Below are 17,039 nucleotides of genomic sequence, written 5' to 3' on the forward strand. Positions count from 1 at the left end.
GTGGTCACGGCGAGGTGCGGCCGTCGATTTGCGTTCCTTTGACACAATGGACGGGTGACTGCCGTGCCCACCACCGTTCCTGCCGAGGCTGCCCAGGCGCCCGCCGAGGCACCTGTCCGGCTCGAGCTGCCGCCGCTGAAACTGGGCAGGCTCACCATCGACACGCCGGTCGTGCTCGCGCCCATGGCCGGGATCACCAACACGGCGTTCAGGCGGCTGTGCCGCGAATTCGGCGGTGGCCTGTACGTGGCGGAGATGGTCACCACCCGCGCCCTCGTGGAGCGCCACCCCGGCTCGCTGCGGATCATCAAGCACGACGACGATGAGGCCGTGCGCTCGGTCCAGCTCTACGGCGTCGACCCGGCCACGGTCGGCCAGGCCGTGCGGATGCTGGTCGAGGAGGACCTCGCGGACCACATCGACCTGAACTTCGGGTGCCCCGTCCCCAAGGTCACGAAGCGCGGCGGCGGCTCCGCGCTGCCATGGAAGACGGACCTGTTCACCCAGATCGTCCAGACGGCGGTCCGTGAGTCGGACCGTGGCGGGATTCCCCTGACCATCAAGATGCGCAAGGGAATCGACGACGACCACCTCACGTACCTCGAGGCGGGCCGGATCGCGCGGGACGCGGGCGTCGCGGCCGTGGCCCTGCACGGGCGCACGGCCGCCCAGTTCTACTCGGGAACGGCCGACTGGAGCGCGATCGCACGCCTCAGGGATGCCCTTACGGACATCCCGGTCCTGGGCAACGGCGACATCTGGAGCGCCGAGGACGCCGTGCGCATGGTGCGCGAGACGGGGGTGGACGGCGTCGTTGTCGGGAGAGGATGTCAAGGCCGCCCGTGGCTGTTCGGAGACCTGCAGGCCGCGTTCGAGGGCCGCCCGGACCGCATCCGTCCGGGGCTGCAGGACGTGGGCGAGGCCTTCTACCGCCACGCCCAGCTGCTCGTCGAGTACTTCGAGGAGGAGCCCAAGGCGCTGCGGGACATCCGCAAGCATGTGGCGTGGTACTTCAAGGGCTACGCGGTCGGCGGCGAGCTGCGCGCGAGCCTCGCCCAAGTGAACACGCTCGAGGAGCTGCGCGGACTCCTGGACACGCTGGATGCGGACGCCCCGTACCCGGGTACGGACGCCGAGGGGCCGAGGGGCCGGGCAGGCTCGCCCAAGCGCCCCGCCCTCCCGCACCGCTGGCTCGAGAGCCGGACCATGGATGACGCGCAGACCAAGGACATCGCCGCCGCCGAGCTGGACGTGTCCGGTGGCTGAGGCGGTCGCCGAGGGGACGCGCGGGTACTCCCGCCAGGACTCGAGCCGCTGGGTCGAGGAGCCGGCCAAGAAGTCCTACCGCAGCGACTTCGAGCGCGACCGGGCGCGGGTCCTGCACTCCTCCGCGCTGCGCCGGCTCGGGGCCAAGACCCAGGTCGTGGCCCCCGACACGGACGACTTCGTCCGCACTCGACTTACCCACTCCCTCGAGGTCGCGCAGGTGGGCCGCGAGCTCGGACGTGTCCTCGGCTGCGACCCGGACGTCGTCGATGCGGCGTGCCTGAGCCACGACCTCGGCCACCCACCGTTCGGCCATAATGGCGAAAGCGCGCTGAACGACATCGCGCACGCCATCGGGGGCTTCGAGGGCAACGCCCAGACGCTCCGCCTCCTCACCCGGCTCGAGCCGAAGGTCCTCGACGCGCAGGGGCGACCTGCCGGACTCAACCTGACCAGGGCGAGCCTCGACGCATCCTGCAAGTACCCCTGGACCGCTGTCGACGCGCCGCTCATCCACGGCCACAGGACCAGCAAGTTCGGCGCCTACGAGGACGACCTCGCGATCTTCTCGTGGATCCGCGAGGGTGCGCCCGCAGGGCGCTCCTGCATCGAGGCGCAGGTCATGGACCTCTCGGACGACATTGCGTACTCGGTCCACGATGTGGAGGACGCGATTGTGGCCGGCAAGTTCCAGCTGAGGTGGATGGAGAATCCCGACCACCGAGCACGCGTGGTCGGCTACACGCAGCAGTGGTACCTCCCGCACAGCGAGGCGGCAGATATCGATGCCGCGTTGGCCAGGCTCGAGGCCACGCCCGTCTGGGTGCGCGAGGCGGACGGCTCCCGCCGCGCGATGGCGGCCCTCAAGAACATGACGAGCCAGCTCATCGGCCGGTTCTGCGACAGTGCCCTCACCTTGACCCGCGCCGCCTACGGGGCCGCGCCGCTTACCCGCTACGCGGGCGAGGTCATGGTGCCCGAGGAGACCGTCATGGAGATCGCCGTGATGAAGGGCCTCGCCACGACGTTCGTCATGACCACGGACCACCGGCAGCCCATCTACGAGCGCCAGCGCGAGGTCCTGCACGCCCTCGTCACGGCGCTCAGCGCGTCCGGCGACCGGCACCTCGAGCCCATGTTCGCCGCTGACTGGCGGGCCGCGGAGGACGACGCGGGGCGTCTGCGCGTGGTCGTGGACCAGGTCGCCTCACTCACGGATGGCTCGGCGCTCGCGTGGTACGAGCGGCTCGTCGGCAGCCTGCCGAGCCTGTGGTGATGCCCGAGCTTAGAGGCCGAGCCGGGGCACAGACTGGGCGGGACTAAGGTGGTGAAGTGGCTGGCCTGATCAAACCCGAGGACATCGCGGAAGTCCGCGCGCGCACGGACATCAGGGAGGTCGTCGAGGGGTACGTGACCCTCAAGGGCGCCGGCATCGGATCGTGGAAGGGCCTGTGCCCGTTCCACGATGAGCGCTCGCCCTCGTTCCACGTCCGCCCGCAGGTGGGCACCTACCACTGCTTCGGCTGCGGCGAGAGCGGCGACGTGATCAGCTTCGTCATGAAGATGGACCACACCGCGTTCGCCGAGACCGTCGAGAAGCTCGCGGCCCGCATCGGCTACGAGCTGCGCTACGAGGACGGGGCCGGACCGCGGCGCGAGGAGGTCGGGCGCCGCCAGCGGCTTCTCGACGCCCACAAGATCGCCGCCGAGTACTTCCAGTCCCAGCTCCTCACCCCGCCGGCCGCGGCCGCGCGCCAGTTCCTGTTCGAGCGCGGGTTCGAGCGGAACGTCGCGGAGCAGTTCGGCGTCGGGTTCGCCCCGCAAGGATGGGACGGCCTGCTCAAGCACCTGCGCGTCAAGGGGTTCCGGGACGACGAGCTCAAGCTGACGGGCATGTTCTCCGAGGGGAACCGCGGCCTGTACGACCGCTTCCGCGGGCGGCTCATCTGGCCCATCCGGGACATCGCGGGGGACGTGATCGGCTTCGGCGCCCGGCGACTCTTCGATGACGACCAAGGGCCCAAGTACCTCAACACGCCCGAGACCGCGCTGTACAAGAAATCCCAGGTCCTCTACGGCATCGACATCGCCAAGCGCAACATCGCGAAGAAGCGCCAGCTCGTTGTCGTCGAGGGCTACACGGACGTCATGGCGTGCCACCTCGCCGGCGTGGACACCGCGGTGGCCTCGTGCGGCACGGCGTTCGGCGGGGAGCACATCAAGATCGCCCGGCGGCTCCTCTCGGACGACGGCACCGGCGGAGAGGTCGTGTTCACCTTCGACGGCGACGCCGCCGGCCAGAAGGCCGCCCTGCGCGCGTTCGAGGAGGACCAGCGCTTCGTGGCCCAGACGTACGTCTCGGTCGAGCCCCACGGCATGGACCCGTGCGAGCTGCGCCAGCACCGGGGCGACACCGCCGTGCGTGCCCTCATCGAGTCGCGACGGCCCCTCTTCGAGTTCGCCATCCAGGCGGCCCTGCGCAAGCACAACCTCGAGTCCGTCGAGGGGCGCGTCGCCGCCCTGCGGGAGGCGGCACCCGTCGTCGCCCAGATCCGTGACCACGCCATCCGGCCCGCGTACACGCGCGAGCTCGCGAAGTGGCTCGGCGTCCCGCTCGAGGACGTCGCGAGGGCTGTCGCGTCCGCTGGGAGGAGGCCCGCGCCGTCGTCCGCGCCTGCCGCGGCCGCCCAACGGGGAGGCCAGCAGCATGGCGTCCGTGCGCACGACGCCGACGCCGCACCCGCCGCAGCCATCTCGCCTGCCGCGTGGCGCCCGGATCCGCGCGACCCGGTGGCCGTCATGGAGCGCCAGGCGCTCGAGGTCGCGCTCCAGCAACCGCAGATGCTCGTCGACTCGGCATGGACCGAGTTCGCGTCCGCGCGGTTCGCCGCCCCTGCCCACGCCGCGCTCCACTCGGCGATCGTCGCGGCCGGACGCCCGGCGGGGGAGGAGACCGTCGCGGCGTGGATCGAGCGCGTCCGGCACGAGCTCCCGGAGCCGCTGCGCCCACTCCTGGCCGAGCTCGCGGTCACCCCGCTGCCTGCGACGACGGAGGAATCGCTCGAGCGGTACTGCCGGGACATCCTCGCGGGCCTCGCCGAGCTGCAGATCACGGCCCAGAAGGCAGAGATGATGGGCCAGCTCCAGCGACTGGACCCCTCGAGCGCGCCCGAGGAGTTCCAGCGGCTCAACCGTGGTCTCATGGAGCTTGAGCTGCGCCGCCGTGCGCTCCGCTCCGCCGAATGACGCCGATTTCTCCTGAGGGCGGGGCCCTGCTAGGGTAGAACCCGCTGCAATCCCCCGTAGCTCAATTGGCAGAGCATTCGACTGTTAATCGAAGGGTTACTGGTTCGAGTCCAGTCGGGGGAGCCATTGCAGCCGGTCCCCCGTAGCTCAATTGGCAGAGCATTCGACTGTTAATCGAAGGGTTACTGGTTCGAGTCCAGTCGGGGGAGCTCTCGCGCATCTGCTCATCTCGTCTTATCATGATCGTATGCCCGAGCCGTCGGCCCTCCCGAGGACCTCCCCGCCGGGTGGACACGCTACGAGGGTCCACTCCTGACCATCTGGCGTGCCCGGTTCGAAGAGGTGTACGGCGAGGGATCTGCGAACGGGTTCAACGACGGCATGTTCGTGCGCGACCAGCGCCGCCCGATCGCCCAATGGGTCAATTTCTCGCTCCGCTCGGCGATCCTCGTGGCTCCCGAGACCCCCGGCGGCTGGCCGGTCCAGCGCTTCGCGATCTACTATGCGCCGCCTCGACATGGATTCCAGACGGTGCGCACCGAGCGCCACGAGTGGCTCCCGCGGGGGCCGCGGGGCTCGACGACCGACACCGATGCATTCACGGCGGCGGTCTATGCCGCCGAGGAATTCCTGCAGGTAGAGGCCACGTTCGGAGCGTTGGGCACCAGCAGCCCCTCCTCCCAGTGACGCCCCGCCGACGGCCGCCGTGAGCCTGCTGCCACCGCGTCCGCAACGGCCGCCGGGAGGGCCGCCATGACTGGGCTGCGCGGCGCCGGGTCCTTGGGGCGACTGGGTGGTAGTTTGGTCACGGATTGCGCCCCGCGCGTTCCGGACCGACAGGAAGGGACCCGACGACAATGAGTGGACGCCACAGCATGCCGGCGGACCGGCGGCCGAAGCTGGCGGCTCTGCCGGACCTCGTAGGCCAGGCCGCCCGGCTCGCGCCGCGCCAGCTGAACGATGAGCTCGCGCTGGCAAAGATCGAACTCAAGAACCGAGGGGTCCAGGCCGGCGTGGGTGCCGGCCTGTTCGTTGTTGCCCTCGTGTTCCTGGGGCTCCTCGTGATCGCCCTGGTGGTAGCGGCCATCCTGGGCCTCGCCACCGTCATGCCCGGATGGCTCGCGGCGCTGATCGTCAGCGCGGCGTTCCTGGTGATCCTCGCGATCGCGGCCCTCGTCGGGGCGGCCTGGGTGAAGAAGGCCATGCCTCTGGTCCCGGCCGACGCGATCCGCGGGGTCCGCCACGACCTCGGGATCGTCACCGAGGGGCGCAACTTCGATCCCCGCCTGCTCGATCCTTCCACGATCCAGTACAAGCGCGCCCAGGCCACCAAGGAGGCCGAGAAGGCGAAGGCCAGGCTCGAGAAGGAGGCGGAGGACCGCGCGCACGGCAAGGTCAAGCTGCCCGCACCGAGCGAGGCTGAACTGCGCGCCCGACTCGCGAAGCGCCGCGAGCACCTCCTCGACGTCCGCGAGGGTCTCGTCGCGGAGATGGACGTCAAGCGCCAGGCCGGCTATCTCGCCGACGACGTGAAGGCCAGCTTCGCCAGCACGGCCGCCCGCCTCCCGTTTGCCAAGTCGGGCGCCGGCACGACCAGCACGGCCCCCAAGGCCAGCATTGCCCCCAAGGCCAGCACGGCAGGCACGACGACGCCCGGCAGCTCCGGTGCGCGCGGCACCGCCGGGGTGGACGCCGCGGAACTCCTCAAGGAGCGCTGGGCCCCGTTGGCCGTGTTCTCGGTCTCGGCGACCGCGTTCGTGGTGTTCCTGCGCAAACTGGTCAAGAGCTGAGCGGCCCGGGCCCAAGGGTGCACAGGGGAACCGCGACCGTGGGGGGCCGGGTGGCGCCGCCGCACAATGGAGCGGCGGTGCGGCGACGATGAGGTTCTTCAATGCGGGCGCGCGGCCGGGCCGGGAGCCCGTCGAGACGAGCGCCGTCGTGACCCTGCCGAATGCCATCACCGTGCTGCGGTTCCTCGGCGTGCCGCTGTTCATGTGGCTCGTGCTCGCCCAGAGGGAATACGGCTGGGCCGTGGTGGTCCTGGTGATCCTGGGCGGCACTGACTGGGTAGACGGATACGTGGCCCGGCGGCTCGGCCAGGTCTCCACGCTCGGCCGGGTCCTCGACCCCGCGGCGGACCGCCTCGCCCTCATCGCGGTGGCCGTCACGCTCGTGCTCGCCGGGGTCGTGCAGTGGTGGTACCTCGCGGCCCTGCTCGTGCCGGACCTCGTGCTCGGAACGGCCTCGCTCTTCTACTTCCGCAGCCACCCGGACCTGCCCGTGTCGAAGGTCGGGAAGGTCCGTACGGCCCTCCTCCTCGTCGGGACGCCGCTGCTGGTGGTCTCCAAGCTCGCGATCCCGGGCTCAGCGGTCTATGCCGCCATCGCCTGGGTGTTCCTGGTCCTCGGCCTGATCGGACACTGGATCGCGGCGGCCAACTACTTCCGGGCCATCGTGGCCAAGGGCCGCCCCGTGCGCGAGAGCAGGCTCGGGGACAGCGGCAGGGAAGGCGTCCGCTGATGGTGTGGTTCGCCGTCGTGCTCGCCGTGCTCGGGGCGTTCTTCCTCGCGATCGGCGCGCAGCGGCAGGGGAGCGCCGTCAAGGCGGACATGGGTGGCCTCGCCCTGAGCTCCCGCAGCTTCCTGCGGCTGCTGAGGAATCCGCGGTGGATCCTCGGGCTGGCCCTCCTCGGCGCGGGCATGCTGTGCAACATGATCGCCCTCGTCTCGGCGCCGCTGACGGTGATCCAGCCGATCGGAGCGATCGCGCTCGTGATCACCACGGTCGTGAACTCCAAGGACCAGGGCGTCACCATCAACCGGCCGACCGTCGTCGCGATCAGCTCGTGCGTGACGGGTTCCGCGCTGTTCGTTCTCCTCGCGGTGAACGCCACGGTGGAGAACCACCACGTGGGGCCGGACGAGGAGCTCACGATCGTGCTCCTCCTGGCACTGGCGGTCGGCGTCCTCGGGGGCCTCGCGGTCATGTTCCGGCATCGGCTGAGCGCCTTCGTGTACATCGTCGGGGCGGGGGTCCTCTTCGGCTTCGTCGCGGTTCTGACCCGCATCATCGGCCGTGATCTGCTGTCTCCCAACGGCCAGTTCCTGCTCAACGTCCAGTGGTACTCGGTCGTCGCGATCATCGCCGCAGGGGGCCTGGGATCGTGGTTCGTGCAGAACGCCTACTCGTCTGGTCCGCCGGACCTGGTGATCGCCGGGCTGACGGTGATCGACCCGATCGTGGGCATTGCGATCGGGATCACGATCCTCGGTGAGCTTCGCCCCGACGTGCCCGCGGTGCTCGCTGTTGCCATGGCTGTGGCCGCCATCGTTGCTATCGTGGGGGTCATTGCCCTGTCCCGGCATCACCCGGAGGTCGCGAAGCGGAGGAAGGACGCCGCACGCGAACTCCGTGGCGGGCCCGGGCCCGATGAACGTTCCCACACCGGCGGCTGACCCACCCGGCAGACGCCGGGAACGCGGCCCGGAACCGCCGGACCGCCCGACCAGGAGAGCCTCGTGACCACGCCTGAACCCGAGACGGACCTGACCAGCAAGCCGCTGACCATTCTGATCGGCGCAGACACCTACCCGCCCCATGTCAACGGGGCCGCCCAGTTCGGCTACCGGCTCGCGAAGGGCATGACCGCCCGCGGGCATCACGTCCACGTCGTGGCCAGCCGTTCCGAGAAGGGCAAGAGCTACACGGAGACGCGCCCGGAGGCCATCGTGCACCGCCTCCGCTCGCACTCGGTGCCGACCCACGAGTACTTCCGCGTCGTCTTCCCGTGGGAGGTCAAGAAGGAGATCGCCCTCCTCTTCGACCACGTCAAGCCCGATGTCGTGCACATCCAGAGCCACTACATGATCGGCGAGCACGTCCTGTACGAGGCGGTCAAGCGCGGCATCCGGGTCATCGCAACCAACCACTTCATGCCGGAGAACCTCAACCCGTTCCTGCCGTTCCCGCAGTGGTTCCTGAACATCGTCGGCCGTCAGTCCTGGAAGGACATGGGCAAGGTCATGGGCCAGGCCGACGTGGTGACCACGCCGACCCCCCTCGCCGCGAAGGCCATGCACGACCACGCGTTCCTCACTGAGGTCCTGCCCCTCTCCAACGGCATCGACGTGGCTGCCTACGAGCCGCGCCCGGACGAGGTGATCCAGAAGAACCCCTACCCGACCGTCCTCTTCGCCGGACGTCTGGCGGAGGAGAAGCACGTGGACGTGCTCATCACGGCGATCGCCAAGACGCCGAAGGAGCTCAACATCCACCTCGAGATCGTCGGCGGGGGCGAGGTGCGGCCAGCACTCGAGCGCCTCGTCGACAGCCTCGGGCTGCGCGACCGTGTCGCGTTCCTCGGCCTCGCGCCCGACGACGAGCTCCGCCAGGCCTACCTGCGCGCCGACGTGTTCTGCATGCCGGGAACGGCCGAACTCCAGTCGCTCGTGACCCTCGAGGCCATGAGCGCCTCGACCCCGGTTGTACTGGCTGATGCCATGGCCCTGCCGCACCTCGTGGTGGACGGCGAGAACGGCTACCTGTTCCGGCCCAACGACAGCGACGACCTCGCTGCGAAGATCACCGCGGTCCTGGACCGGCCGGCCGCCGATCTGGCCCGCATGGGGGCCGAGAGCCACCGCATGGTGCAGAAGCACGGCATCAAGGCGACTCTGGACACGTTCGAGGCCCTGTACCGCGGGGTCGACCACTAGCCGACCGGTAGGCGACCTGTACGAGACGACCACTAGGATAGGAAGGTCCGCCGCGAGCGGGCGCGGGGCGTTAGCTCAGCCGGTTAGAGCAGGGGACTCATAATCCCTTGGTCGTGGGTTCAAGTCCCACACGCCCTACCGTCAGGCCCGGAACCACACGGTTCCGGGCCTCACGCGTCCCCGCCCGTGATTGGTCCGGGGGCGATGGTGACGCGCTCTGTGTGCCGCGCCGCGGGCGCTTCCTCCCAAGGCCGCCGCAGCGCGAAGTGGACTTCTGACGTCCGCCCCGGCGTACCTGTGGCCCTCAGGACGAAGTCCTGGCTGGCCGCCGCGCCGGGCAGGGGCCCGTCCGGGACGCGCGGCAACGCGCGCACGACGACGATCCCCTCCGGCACGCGTGTGCACTCCCATCGATAGCCCGTGCCTCCAGCGAGGCGCAGAGTGACTGTGAACTCGTGCCCGGCCACTACCTCTACCGACCCCTCGGTGTCCATGGCCCCGAGCATCTCACGCGGGGCCCGAGTTGTGCCGATCGGGCAGCGAAGCGTATGTTACTCATCAGTAACAAACTCATTGGTAGCACGTTCCCCTTTGGAGAGACCATGTCGCAGCCACGCACTGATGCCGCCCTGCCCTGCGCCGACGGCGACTTCTACGCCTTCGAGGGCCTCTTGGCAGAGAAGGAGCGCGACCGGCTCCACGAGGTTCGCGAGTGGCTTGCGCGCGAGGTGGCCCCTATCGCGGTCGACCACTGGAACCGCGCCGAGTTCCCGCACCACCTCATCCCGAAGCTCGCGGAACTCGACGTCGTGAGCCCTGTCCGCCGGCAGGGGCACTCCAACCTCCTCGCCGGACTCCTCCACGCCGAGTTCACCCGTGCCGACGCCTCGATCGCCACGTTCATGGGCGTCCACGACGGCCTGTTCACGGGCTCCATCGAGCTGCTGGCCTCCGACGAGCAGAAGGCCGCGTGGCTTCCCTCGATCTATTCGCTCGAGGAGATCGGAGCGTTCGGCCTCACCGAGCCGCTCGGCGGATCCGACGTGGCCGGCGGGACGCGCACCACGGCGAGGCGCGAGGGCGACTCGTGGGTCATCAACGGAGCCAAGCGCTGGATCGGCAACGCGACGTTCTCCGACTGGGTGATCGTCTTCGCCCGGGACGAGGCGGACAACCAGGTCAAGGGCTTCCTCGTGGACACGTCCCTCCCCGGCTACAGTGCAACCAAGATCGAGAACAAGATCGCGCTCCGCACCGTCCAGAACGCCGACATCACCCTCGAGGATGTCCGTGTCCCCGCGGAGTTCAAGCTTGCGCACGCCAACAGCTTCCGGGACACCAACAGGGTCCTCAAGGTCACCCGCCTCGCTGTCGCATGGCAGGCCGTCGGGGCGCAGCTGGCGGCCTTCGACATCGCCCGCGCCTACGCGGTCGAGCGGGAGCAGTTCGGACGCCCGATCGCTTCCTTCCAGCTCGTCCAGGACCAACTCGTGACCATGCTCGGCAATGCCGTCAGCTCGATGGGGATGATGGTCCGCCTCGCCCAGCTCGAGGATGCAGGACTGGCGCGCGATGAGCAGTCCGCGCTCGCCAAGGCAGTCACAACGTCCCGCATGCGCGAGACGGTCGCGATCGGCCGCAGCCTCCTCGGCGGCAACGGCATCGTCAGCGACTACGGCATGGCCAAGGTGTTCTCCGACGCCGAGGCCATCTACTCCTATGAGGGCACCCACGAGATCAACACCCTCGTCACGGGCCGGGCGATCACCGGGATATCGGCCATCGTCTGAGCCGCGGCGCAGCCCGACCGGCGCGCCGCAGCGCCACGGGCCGCGACCTCACCGGTCCGTCCACGGCAGCAGGATGGAGGGCCGCCGGTCCTCGATGAACGCGAGGGGATCAACGTACTGCTCGCCCTCGCGCACGCCCCAATGGAGACAGCTCGCGGGCGCGCAATGGCTGGCCTCCGACGTCACGAGGGTGCCCATCGGTGCGCCGCGGGCCACGGCGGCACCCACCTCGACCACGCCGACAACGGGCTCGAAGCTGCTCCGATGCCCGTCTCCGTGGTCCAGCGTCACGACCGGCCGGTCCACGACCCAGCCGCTGAACACGACCGTTCCCGCTGCCGGTGCCCGGACTTCCGTGCCGCTCGCCGCGGCAAGGTCCACTCCGCGATGCCCGGACAGCCACGGCCGGCTCGGCGGGTCGAACGCGCGCACGACGGCGGGTCTGGGGTCTAGCGGCCAGGCCCACCCCTGCGGGGCGGACTGAGCGGCGCCCGGTGGCCGGCCGTCTGCCGCGCCCGAGGGGCGTGCGGCCGCCGCGGAAAGCGACAGCGTGCACGTGAGCGCGCCGACAATCAGGACCGCGATCGCCCGGCCGATGGGCGGCCGGGGCTTCGTGATGCCCGATCCGGTGATGCCTGATCCGGTGGCGCCTGATCCTCTCGTCATCCCACCACCCTTTCCCGTGGCGAGCTCACGCGGAAGGGAGCGCCGGCGCTATGTGGACAACGCCTCGTCGTGCGCCACGACGAGGCCGCGGGAGCGGCCCGGCCCTGTAGTACACTGGGAACCGCGGCTTTTCGAGCCTCTATTGCTGTGCCAGATTCTGGTCGGCAGAGGAGGGGAGGCGAGCCGACTCCGCGCATTCTTCAGCCCTTCTCGGGCACTGCCCGCCCATCGGTCCGCAGCAGCGGTCGGGCGGGGAGGGGATGCCAGGGACGCACGGCCGCCCGGCCGGACGTCGTCAACAACCGTCAACTATGGCAGGGGCAAGGGCCGCGCGAGCGTGCCCTCGGAACACGACCTGCCGGAAGGAGCGTCGGCATGCCCGTCGTTACCATGCGCCAGCTGCTCGACAGCGGTGTCCACTTCGGCCACCAGACCCGCCGTTGGAACCCGAAGATGAAGCGCTTCATCCTCACCGAGCGCAACGGCATCTACATCATTGACCTCCAGCAGTCGCTGTCTTTCATCGACCGCGCCTTCGAGTTCGTCAAGGCCACGGTCGCCCACGGCGGCACCGTGCTCTTCGTCGGCACGAAGAAGCAGGCTCAGGAGGCCATCGCCGAGCAGGCCACCCGCGTTGGCCAGCCGTACGTCAACCAGCGCTGGCTGGGCGGCATGCTCACCAACTTCTCCACGGTCGCCAAGCGCATCCAGCGACTCAAGGAGCTCGAGGAGATCGACTTCGAGGACGTGGCCGGTTCGGGCCGCACCAAGAAGGAGCTCCTTATCCTCCAGCGTGAGAAGGACAAGCTCGAGAAGACCCTCGGCGGCATCCGCAACCTCTCCCGCACCCCGTCCCTCCTCTGGATCGTTGACACGAAGAAGGAGCACCTCGCGGTCGACGAGGCCAAGAAGCTCGGCATCCCGGTCGTGGCGATCCTCGACACGAACTGCGACCCGGACGAGGTCGACTTCCCGATCCCGGGCAATGACGACGCGATCCGCTCCGTGAACCTCCTCACCCGCGTCGTCGCCGACGCCGTGGCCGAGGGCCTCATCGCCCGCCAGAACCGCGGCTCCGGCTCCGAGGGCGCTGCGGCCGAGCCGCTCGCCGAGTGGGAGCGCGAGCTCCTCGAGGGCCAGAACGCCGAGGCCCCCGCCGACGAGGCTCCTGAGGCTCCCGCCGCGGAGGCCCCCGCCGACGAGGCTCCTGAGGCTCCCGCTGCCGAGGCTCCGGCTGCCGAGGCCGAGGGCACGAACTAAGACCCGGTCCCAGACCGCTTGAGGATGGCGTCCCTGCACCGCACGGGACGCCATCCTTGTGAATGAGTACTGCAGAACAACGACGTAAGGGGTTCACATGGCGAACTACACCGCTGCTGACATCAAGGCCCTGCGCGAGCGCACAGGCGCCGGCATGATGGACGTCAAGAAGGCTCTCGACGAGGCCAACGGCGACGCCGAGAAGGCCATCGAGATCATCCGCATCAAGGGCCTCAAGGGCGCCACCAAGCGCGAGGGCCGCTCGACGGCCGAGGGCCTCGTGGCCGCCAAGGTCGCCGGGGGCGTCGGCGTCATGGTCGAGGTCAACTGCGAGACCGACTTCGTGGCCAAGTCCGCCAAGTTCATCGAGCTCGCCGACAAGGTCCTGGCCACGGCCGTGGCCTCCGGCGCTGCCGATCTGGACGCGCTCCTGACGGCGGACGTCGACGGCAAGCCGCTGAGCGAGTTCGTCGTCGAGGAGGGCGCTGTCCTGGGCGAGAAGGTCGTCGTCCGCCGCCTTGCCCGTATCGAGGGCACGACCGTCGACGCCTACCTCCACAAGACGTCCAAGGACCTCCCGGCCCAGGTCGGCGTCCTCTTCGCGGTCGACGGCGAGGGCGAGGCCGCCCAGGCCGCCGCGCACGACGTCGCCGTGCACGTGGCCGCGATGGCCCCGAACTACCTCCGCCGCGAGGACGTCCCGGCCGACCTCGTCGAGTCCGAGCGCCGTATCGCCGAGGAGACCGCCAAGGCCGAGGGCAAGCCCGAGGCAGCCCTGACGAAGATCGTCGAAGGCCGCGTGACCGGCTTCTACAAGGGCGAGGTCCTCCTCGACCAGGCGTTCGCCAAGGACGCCAAGAAGTCCGTCGGCCAGGTCCTGACCGAGGCTGGGGTCAACGCCACCGCGTTCGCCCGCTTCCGCGTCGGCGCCTAGCACCGGGCCTTTTCAAGGGGCGGCCACTTCGGTGGCCGCCCCTTTGCTGTGGCTGCCTACCCTGGCCTCCTACGTAGGCTGCCGCCTTCCGTCGCTGCCTTGCTCTGCTGCCGCCTTGCTTTGCTGCCGGTACGCTAGACGCAGACTCCCACCAGAACGCAAGACCCGAGGGGACAACCCATGGAATCAGTACAGACCGCCGAACCCACTGCCCCCTCCTCCCTCACCGAGTCTGACCCCGCGGTCGACGGCGCGCCCCACCACCGGCGGCGCGTCCTCCTCAAGCTCTCGGGCGAGGTGTTCGGCGGCGGCAAGCTCGGCGTCGATCCGGCCACTGTGCGCGGAATCGCCGATCAGATCGCCGCTGCGGTCGGGCAGGTCGAGATCGCGGTCGTGGTGGGGGGCGGCAACTTCTTCCGCGGCGCCGAGCTCTCCCTCTCGGGCATGGACCGTTCCCGCGCGGACTACATGGGTATGCTCGGCACAGTCATGAACAGCCTCGCACTCCAGGACTTCCTCGAGCAGGCCGGGGTCGAGACGCGCGTACAGTCGGCCATCTCGATGGCCCAGGTCGCCGAGACCTACATCCCGCGCCGGGCCATCCGCCACATGGAGAAGGACCGGGTCGTGATCTTCGGCGCCGGCGCCGGCCTGCCGTACTTCTCGACCGACACCGTCGCCGCGCAGCGCGCGCTCGAAGTGCGGGCCGACGTCGTGCTCATGGCCAAGAGCGGCGTGGACGGCGTCTACACCGCGGACCCCAAGAAGGACCCGAGCGCGGCCAAGCTCGAGCACCTCACCTATGACGAGGCGCTCCGCCGCGACATCCGGGTCATGGACCAGACGGCCATGACGATGTGCAAGGACAACCGGCTCGAGATGGTCGTGTTCGGCATGGAGGGCGAGGGCAACGTCACCAAGGCCATCCGGGGCGAGCGCCTCGGCACCCGCGTGACCGTCTGAGGAGCCGCCGTGCGGCTAGGATGTTCCTAGCCCAGATGCAACGAAGTCCACAAGGAGTGCGACGTGATCGAAGAGACCCTGCTCGAAGCCACCGACAAGATGGAGAAGGCCGTCGAGGTGGCCAAGGAGGACTTCGCGTCGATCCGGACCGGCCGTGCCAACCCCGCGCTCTACGCGAAGGTCATGGTGGACTACTACGGCACGCCGACGCCGCTCCAGCAGCTGGCCTCGTTCCAGGTCTCCGACGCCCGCACGATCCTCATCACGCCTTATGACAAGACCGCCCTGCGGGAGGTCGAGAAGGCCCTGAGCGACTCGGAGGTCGGCGCCAACCCGTCCAACGACGGCAACGTGATCCGCGTCGTCCTGCCCGAGCTGACGCAGGAGCGCCGCAAGGAGTACGTCAAGGTCGTCAAGGGCAAGGGTGAGGACGCCAAGGTCTCGATCCGCAGCATCCGCCGCAAGGCGAAGGAGTCCCTCGACAAGCTCGTCAAGGACGGAGAGGTCGGCGAGGACGAGGGCGTGCGCGGCGAGAAGGAGCTCGACTCCCTCACGAAGAAGCACACGGACGCCGTGGACGAGCTCGTCAAGCGCAAGGAAGCCGAGCTGCTCGAAGTCTGATGACCACGCCCCAGCCCGACGTGCCGCCTGCGGCACCCGACACGCGCCGGGCGCGGAAGTCCCGGCCTTCTCGGGCCGGGCGCAACCTGCCGGCGGCGATCGGTGTGGGCTTGGCTCTGCTCCTCCTGCTGCTGGCAGGGCTCTTCCTCTGGCCGATGGGATTCGTGCTGATCGCGGTCGCCGCGGCTGTTCTAGGGGTGTGGGAGGTGTTCCGTGCCCTCGAGTCGCACGGGACCAGGGTTCCGGTTGTCCCCGTCCTCGCCGCCGCGATCGCGATCCCGGTGACCGCGTACTTCGGCGGCCAGGAGGCGCAGCTGTTCGCCCTCGTGGCCAGCTGCGCGGCGGTGCTCGTCTGGCAGAGCCTGGACCACCATCACGACGGTGCCGCGCGGAGCGCCTTCGCCGGGGTCTTCCTCCTGCTGTGGGTCCCGTTCCTCATCGGCTACGCGGTCCTGCCGCTGCACGAGGCGACGCCGCCCCCGGGGTTCGGCCTCTGGCCGGAGGGGGCCTTCCCGCACCCGATGCTCGAGCTCGTGCTGACGCTCCTGCTCGTCGTGGCGAACGACACGTTCGGCTACATAGTGGGTGCGAGCCTCGGCAAGCACCCCATGGCCCCGAAGATCAGCCCGAAGAAGTCGTGGGAGGGCTTCGCCGGGTCCGTGGCCGGGGCCGTGGTCGTGGGCATCCTTGGTTCGGCGTTCCTGCTGGGACGCCCCTGGTGGGTCGGCATCGTCCTCGCGGTGGTGATGGTGGGTGCCGCCACTGCGGGAGACCTCGCCGAGTCAATGGTCAAGCGTGAGCTGGGCATCAAGGACATGAGCAGTATCCTCCCGGGCCACGGCGGCATGATGGACAGGCTCGACTCGATCCTGTTCGCGACGCCTGCGGCCTATCTCGTCTTCAGCCTCTTGCCGGCCGGTTAGCCCGCAAGCACTTCACCCGATGGACATCATGAAATGAGAGGACTCGCATACGTGGCGCACACCGAGGACAGTGCGGCGGCAGGATTCGACCGGGTCGGGCGGGGCGACCTGGGCTACAGCCCTAAGCAGGTGGAGAAGTTCCTGGGCGCGGCCCGCGCCTATCTTGAGGACCCTTCGGCCCCCGTGGTGACGAGCCACGAGGTCCGCACCGTCTCGTTCGATGCCGTCCGCGGCGGGTATGACGCGAACGAGGTCGACGCGGCCCTTGACCGTCTCGAGGACGCGTTCGCGCGCCGCGAGCGGGACGATCTGATCCAGCGGTCCGGTGAGGACGCCTGGCTCCGCGAGATCGGCCAGCTTGCCGGGCTCCTCCGGGGCCGCCTCATGCGGGGGGACGGGGAACGCTTCCGGCGCCCGAGCAGCCAGAAGGCGCCGAGCTACCACACGCAGGACGTCGATGATCTCTGCGTGCGGCTCCTGGACTACCTCGAGAACGGCTCGCCGATGAGCGCCGACGAGGTGCGCGTGGCCGTGTTCCGGACGGTATCCGGGCAGGAAGGCTACGAGGAGACCCAAGTCGACGCGTTCCTCGACCGAGTGGTCGAGCTCATGGCCTCCATCGACTGAGTCCGGCGGTCTGGCGCCGCCCGTTGGC

Annotated in this window: 17 protein-coding genes and 3 tRNA genes; 18 read left to right on the forward strand and 2 right to left on the reverse strand. The window is 69.5% G+C overall.

Annotated features, from left to right (window positions below):
• Positions 1-63 precede the first annotated feature (63 nt).
• The 11 genes from dusB to SCMU_RS07580 all read left to right on the forward strand — a co-directional run bounded on the left by dusB (position 64) and on the right by SCMU_RS07580 (position 9,365).
• Positions 64-1,266 carry a tRNA dihydrouridine synthase DusB gene (gene dusB, locus SCMU_RS07530; protein WP_443020278.1) on the forward strand — a complete coding sequence of 401 codons (1,203 nt, stop codon included), beginning with the start codon at positions 64-66 and terminating at the stop codon, positions 1,264-1,266.
• Positions 1,211-2,542: a deoxyguanosinetriphosphate triphosphohydrolase gene (locus SCMU_RS07535; RefSeq protein WP_443020235.1), complete on the forward strand. Its 1,332-nt coding sequence runs from the start codon at positions 1,211-1,213 to the stop codon at positions 2,540-2,542. Before dusB ends, SCMU_RS07535 begins: the two co-directional genes overlap by 56 nt.
• A gap of 56 nt (positions 2,543-2,598) precedes the next feature.
• Positions 2,599-4,512, forward strand: a complete 1,914-nt coding sequence (gene dnaG, locus SCMU_RS07540) for a DNA primase (RefSeq protein WP_229232400.1) — start codon at positions 2,599-2,601, stop codon at positions 4,510-4,512.
• 50 nt (positions 4,513-4,562) lie between these two features.
• Positions 4,563-4,638: transfer RNA gene (locus SCMU_RS07545), tRNA-Asn, on the forward strand.
• Positions 4,639-4,648: 10 nt separating this feature from the next.
• Positions 4,649-4,721, forward strand: a tRNA-Asn gene (locus SCMU_RS07550).
• 133 nt (positions 4,722-4,854) lie between these two features.
• Positions 4,855-5,199, forward strand: coding sequence for a hypothetical protein (locus tag SCMU_RS07555; protein WP_229232401.1), 345 nt, complete (start codon positions 4,855-4,857; stop codon positions 5,197-5,199).
• Positions 5,200-5,369: 170 nt separating this feature from the next.
• Complete coding sequence (locus SCMU_RS07560; protein ID WP_229232402.1) at positions 5,370-6,302, forward strand: phage holin family protein; 933 nt, start codon at positions 5,370-5,372, stop codon at positions 6,300-6,302.
• Between the two features lie 88 nt (positions 6,303-6,390).
• Positions 6,391-7,032, forward strand: coding sequence for a CDP-alcohol phosphatidyltransferase family protein (locus tag SCMU_RS07565; protein ID WP_229232403.1), 642 nt, complete (start codon positions 6,391-6,393; stop codon positions 7,030-7,032).
• Positions 7,032-7,967, forward strand: coding sequence for a DMT family transporter (locus tag SCMU_RS07570; RefSeq protein ID WP_229232404.1), 936 nt, complete (start codon positions 7,032-7,034; stop codon positions 7,965-7,967). The genes SCMU_RS07565 and SCMU_RS07570 overlap by 1 nt, the downstream gene beginning before the upstream one ends.
• Positions 7,968-8,030: 63 nt before the next feature.
• Positions 8,031-9,227: a glycosyltransferase gene (locus SCMU_RS07575; RefSeq protein ID WP_229232405.1), complete on the forward strand. Its 1,197-nt coding sequence runs from the start codon at positions 8,031-8,033 to the stop codon at positions 9,225-9,227.
• A gap of 64 nt (positions 9,228-9,291) precedes the next feature.
• A tRNA-Ile gene (locus tag SCMU_RS07580) sits at positions 9,292-9,365 on the forward strand.
• 32 nt (positions 9,366-9,397) lie between these two features.
• On the opposite strand, the gene SCMU_RS07585 is transcribed toward SCMU_RS07580, so the two are convergent.
• Entirely contained in the window at positions 9,398-9,721 is a 324-nt protein-coding gene (locus SCMU_RS07585; RefSeq protein ID WP_229232406.1) for a protease inhibitor I42 family protein, read from the reverse strand.
• Between the two features lie 108 nt (positions 9,722-9,829).
• Here SCMU_RS07585 and SCMU_RS07590 point away from each other — a divergent pair, with 108 nt between their 5' ends.
• Positions 9,830-11,017 carry an acyl-CoA dehydrogenase family protein gene (locus SCMU_RS07590; protein WP_229232407.1) on the forward strand — a complete coding sequence of 396 codons (1,188 nt, stop codon included), beginning with the start codon at positions 9,830-9,832 and terminating at the stop codon, positions 11,015-11,017.
• A 48-nt stretch (positions 11,018-11,065) separates the two neighbouring features.
• On the opposite strand, the gene SCMU_RS07595 is transcribed toward SCMU_RS07590, so the two are convergent.
• The gene (locus SCMU_RS07595) at positions 11,066-11,683 is read right to left on the reverse strand and encodes a M23 family metallopeptidase (RefSeq protein WP_229232408.1); all 618 of its coding nucleotides are present in this window, start codon (positions 11,681-11,683) and stop codon (positions 11,066-11,068) included.
• A gap of 375 nt (positions 11,684-12,058) precedes the next feature.
• On the opposite strand from SCMU_RS07595, the gene rpsB reads away from it, so the two are divergent.
• The 6 genes from rpsB (at position 12,059) to SCMU_RS07625 (ending at position 17,011) form a co-directional block, all read left to right on the forward strand.
• On the forward strand, positions 12,059-12,943 hold the full coding sequence (rpsB, locus tag SCMU_RS07600; RefSeq protein WP_229232409.1) for a 30S ribosomal protein S2: 885 nt from the start codon (positions 12,059-12,061) through the stop codon (positions 12,941-12,943).
• A 97-nt stretch (positions 12,944-13,040) separates the two neighbouring features.
• On the forward strand, positions 13,041-13,877 hold the full coding sequence (gene tsf / locus SCMU_RS07605; protein ID WP_229232410.1) for a translation elongation factor Ts: 837 nt from the start codon (positions 13,041-13,043) through the stop codon (positions 13,875-13,877).
• A 180-nt stretch (positions 13,878-14,057) separates the two neighbouring features.
• Entirely contained in the window at positions 14,058-14,840 is a 783-nt protein-coding gene (gene pyrH, locus SCMU_RS07610; protein WP_229232411.1) for a UMP kinase, read from the forward strand.
• Positions 14,841-14,903: 63 nt separating this feature from the next.
• Positions 14,904-15,461, forward strand: a complete 558-nt coding sequence (frr, locus tag SCMU_RS07615; protein ID WP_229232412.1) for a ribosome recycling factor — start codon at positions 14,904-14,906, stop codon at positions 15,459-15,461.
• Positions 15,461-16,384 carry a phosphatidate cytidylyltransferase gene (locus SCMU_RS07620; protein WP_229232413.1) on the forward strand — a complete coding sequence of 308 codons (924 nt, stop codon included), beginning with the start codon at positions 15,461-15,463 and terminating at the stop codon, positions 16,382-16,384. The genes frr and SCMU_RS07620 overlap by 1 nt, the downstream gene beginning before the upstream one ends.
• Before the next feature lie 33 nt (positions 16,385-16,417).
• A complete protein-coding gene (locus SCMU_RS07625) occupies positions 16,418-17,011 on the forward strand; it encodes a DivIVA domain-containing protein (RefSeq protein WP_229232414.1) in 594 nt (197 codons plus the stop codon).
• The last annotated feature ends 28 nt before the right edge of the window (positions 17,012-17,039 follow it).

Source organism: Sinomonas cyclohexanicum (assembly GCF_020886775.1).
GTDB classification, from domain to species: Bacteria; Actinomycetota; Actinomycetes; order Actinomycetales; family Micrococcaceae; genus Sinomonas; species Sinomonas cyclohexanicum.

What these genes read in the sequence shown, in the direction of transcription:
- SCMU_RS07535 (WP_443020235.1), top strand. Translation starts at nt 1,211, where the DNA reads ATGACGCGCAGACCAAGGACATCGCCGCCGCCGAGCTGGACGTGTCCG.
- SCMU_RS07620 (WP_229232413.1), top strand. Translation starts at nt 15,461, where the DNA reads ATGACCACGCCCCAGCCCGACGTGCCGCCTGCGGCACCCGACACGCGC.
- tsf (WP_229232410.1), top strand. Translation starts at nt 13,041, where the DNA reads ATGGCGAACTACACCGCTGCTGACATCAAGGCCCTGCGCGAGCGCACA.
- SCMU_RS07585 (WP_229232406.1), bottom strand. Translation starts at nt 9,721, where the DNA reads ATGGACACCGAGGGGTCGGTAGAGGTAGTGGCCGGGCACGAGTTCACA.
- SCMU_RS07570 (WP_229232404.1), top strand. Translation starts at nt 7,032, where the DNA reads ATGGTGTGGTTCGCCGTCGTGCTCGCCGTGCTCGGGGCGTTCTTCCTC.
- SCMU_RS07565 (WP_229232403.1), top strand. Translation starts at nt 6,391, where the DNA reads ATGAGGTTCTTCAATGCGGGCGCGCGGCCGGGCCGGGAGCCCGTCGAG.
- SCMU_RS07595 (WP_229232408.1), bottom strand. Translation starts at nt 11,683, where the DNA reads ATGACGAGAGGATCAGGCGCCACCGGATCAGGCATCACCGGATCGGGC.
- rpsB (WP_229232409.1), top strand. Translation starts at nt 12,059, where the DNA reads ATGCCCGTCGTTACCATGCGCCAGCTGCTCGACAGCGGTGTCCACTTC.
- SCMU_RS07590 (WP_229232407.1), top strand. Translation starts at nt 9,830, where the DNA reads ATGTCGCAGCCACGCACTGATGCCGCCCTGCCCTGCGCCGACGGCGAC.
- SCMU_RS07625 (WP_229232414.1), top strand. Translation starts at nt 16,418, where the DNA reads ATGAGAGGACTCGCATACGTGGCGCACACCGAGGACAGTGCGGCGGCA.
- SCMU_RS07560 (WP_229232402.1), top strand. Translation starts at nt 5,370, where the DNA reads ATGAGTGGACGCCACAGCATGCCGGCGGACCGGCGGCCGAAGCTGGCG.
- pyrH (WP_229232411.1), top strand. Translation starts at nt 14,058, where the DNA reads ATGGAATCAGTACAGACCGCCGAACCCACTGCCCCCTCCTCCCTCACC.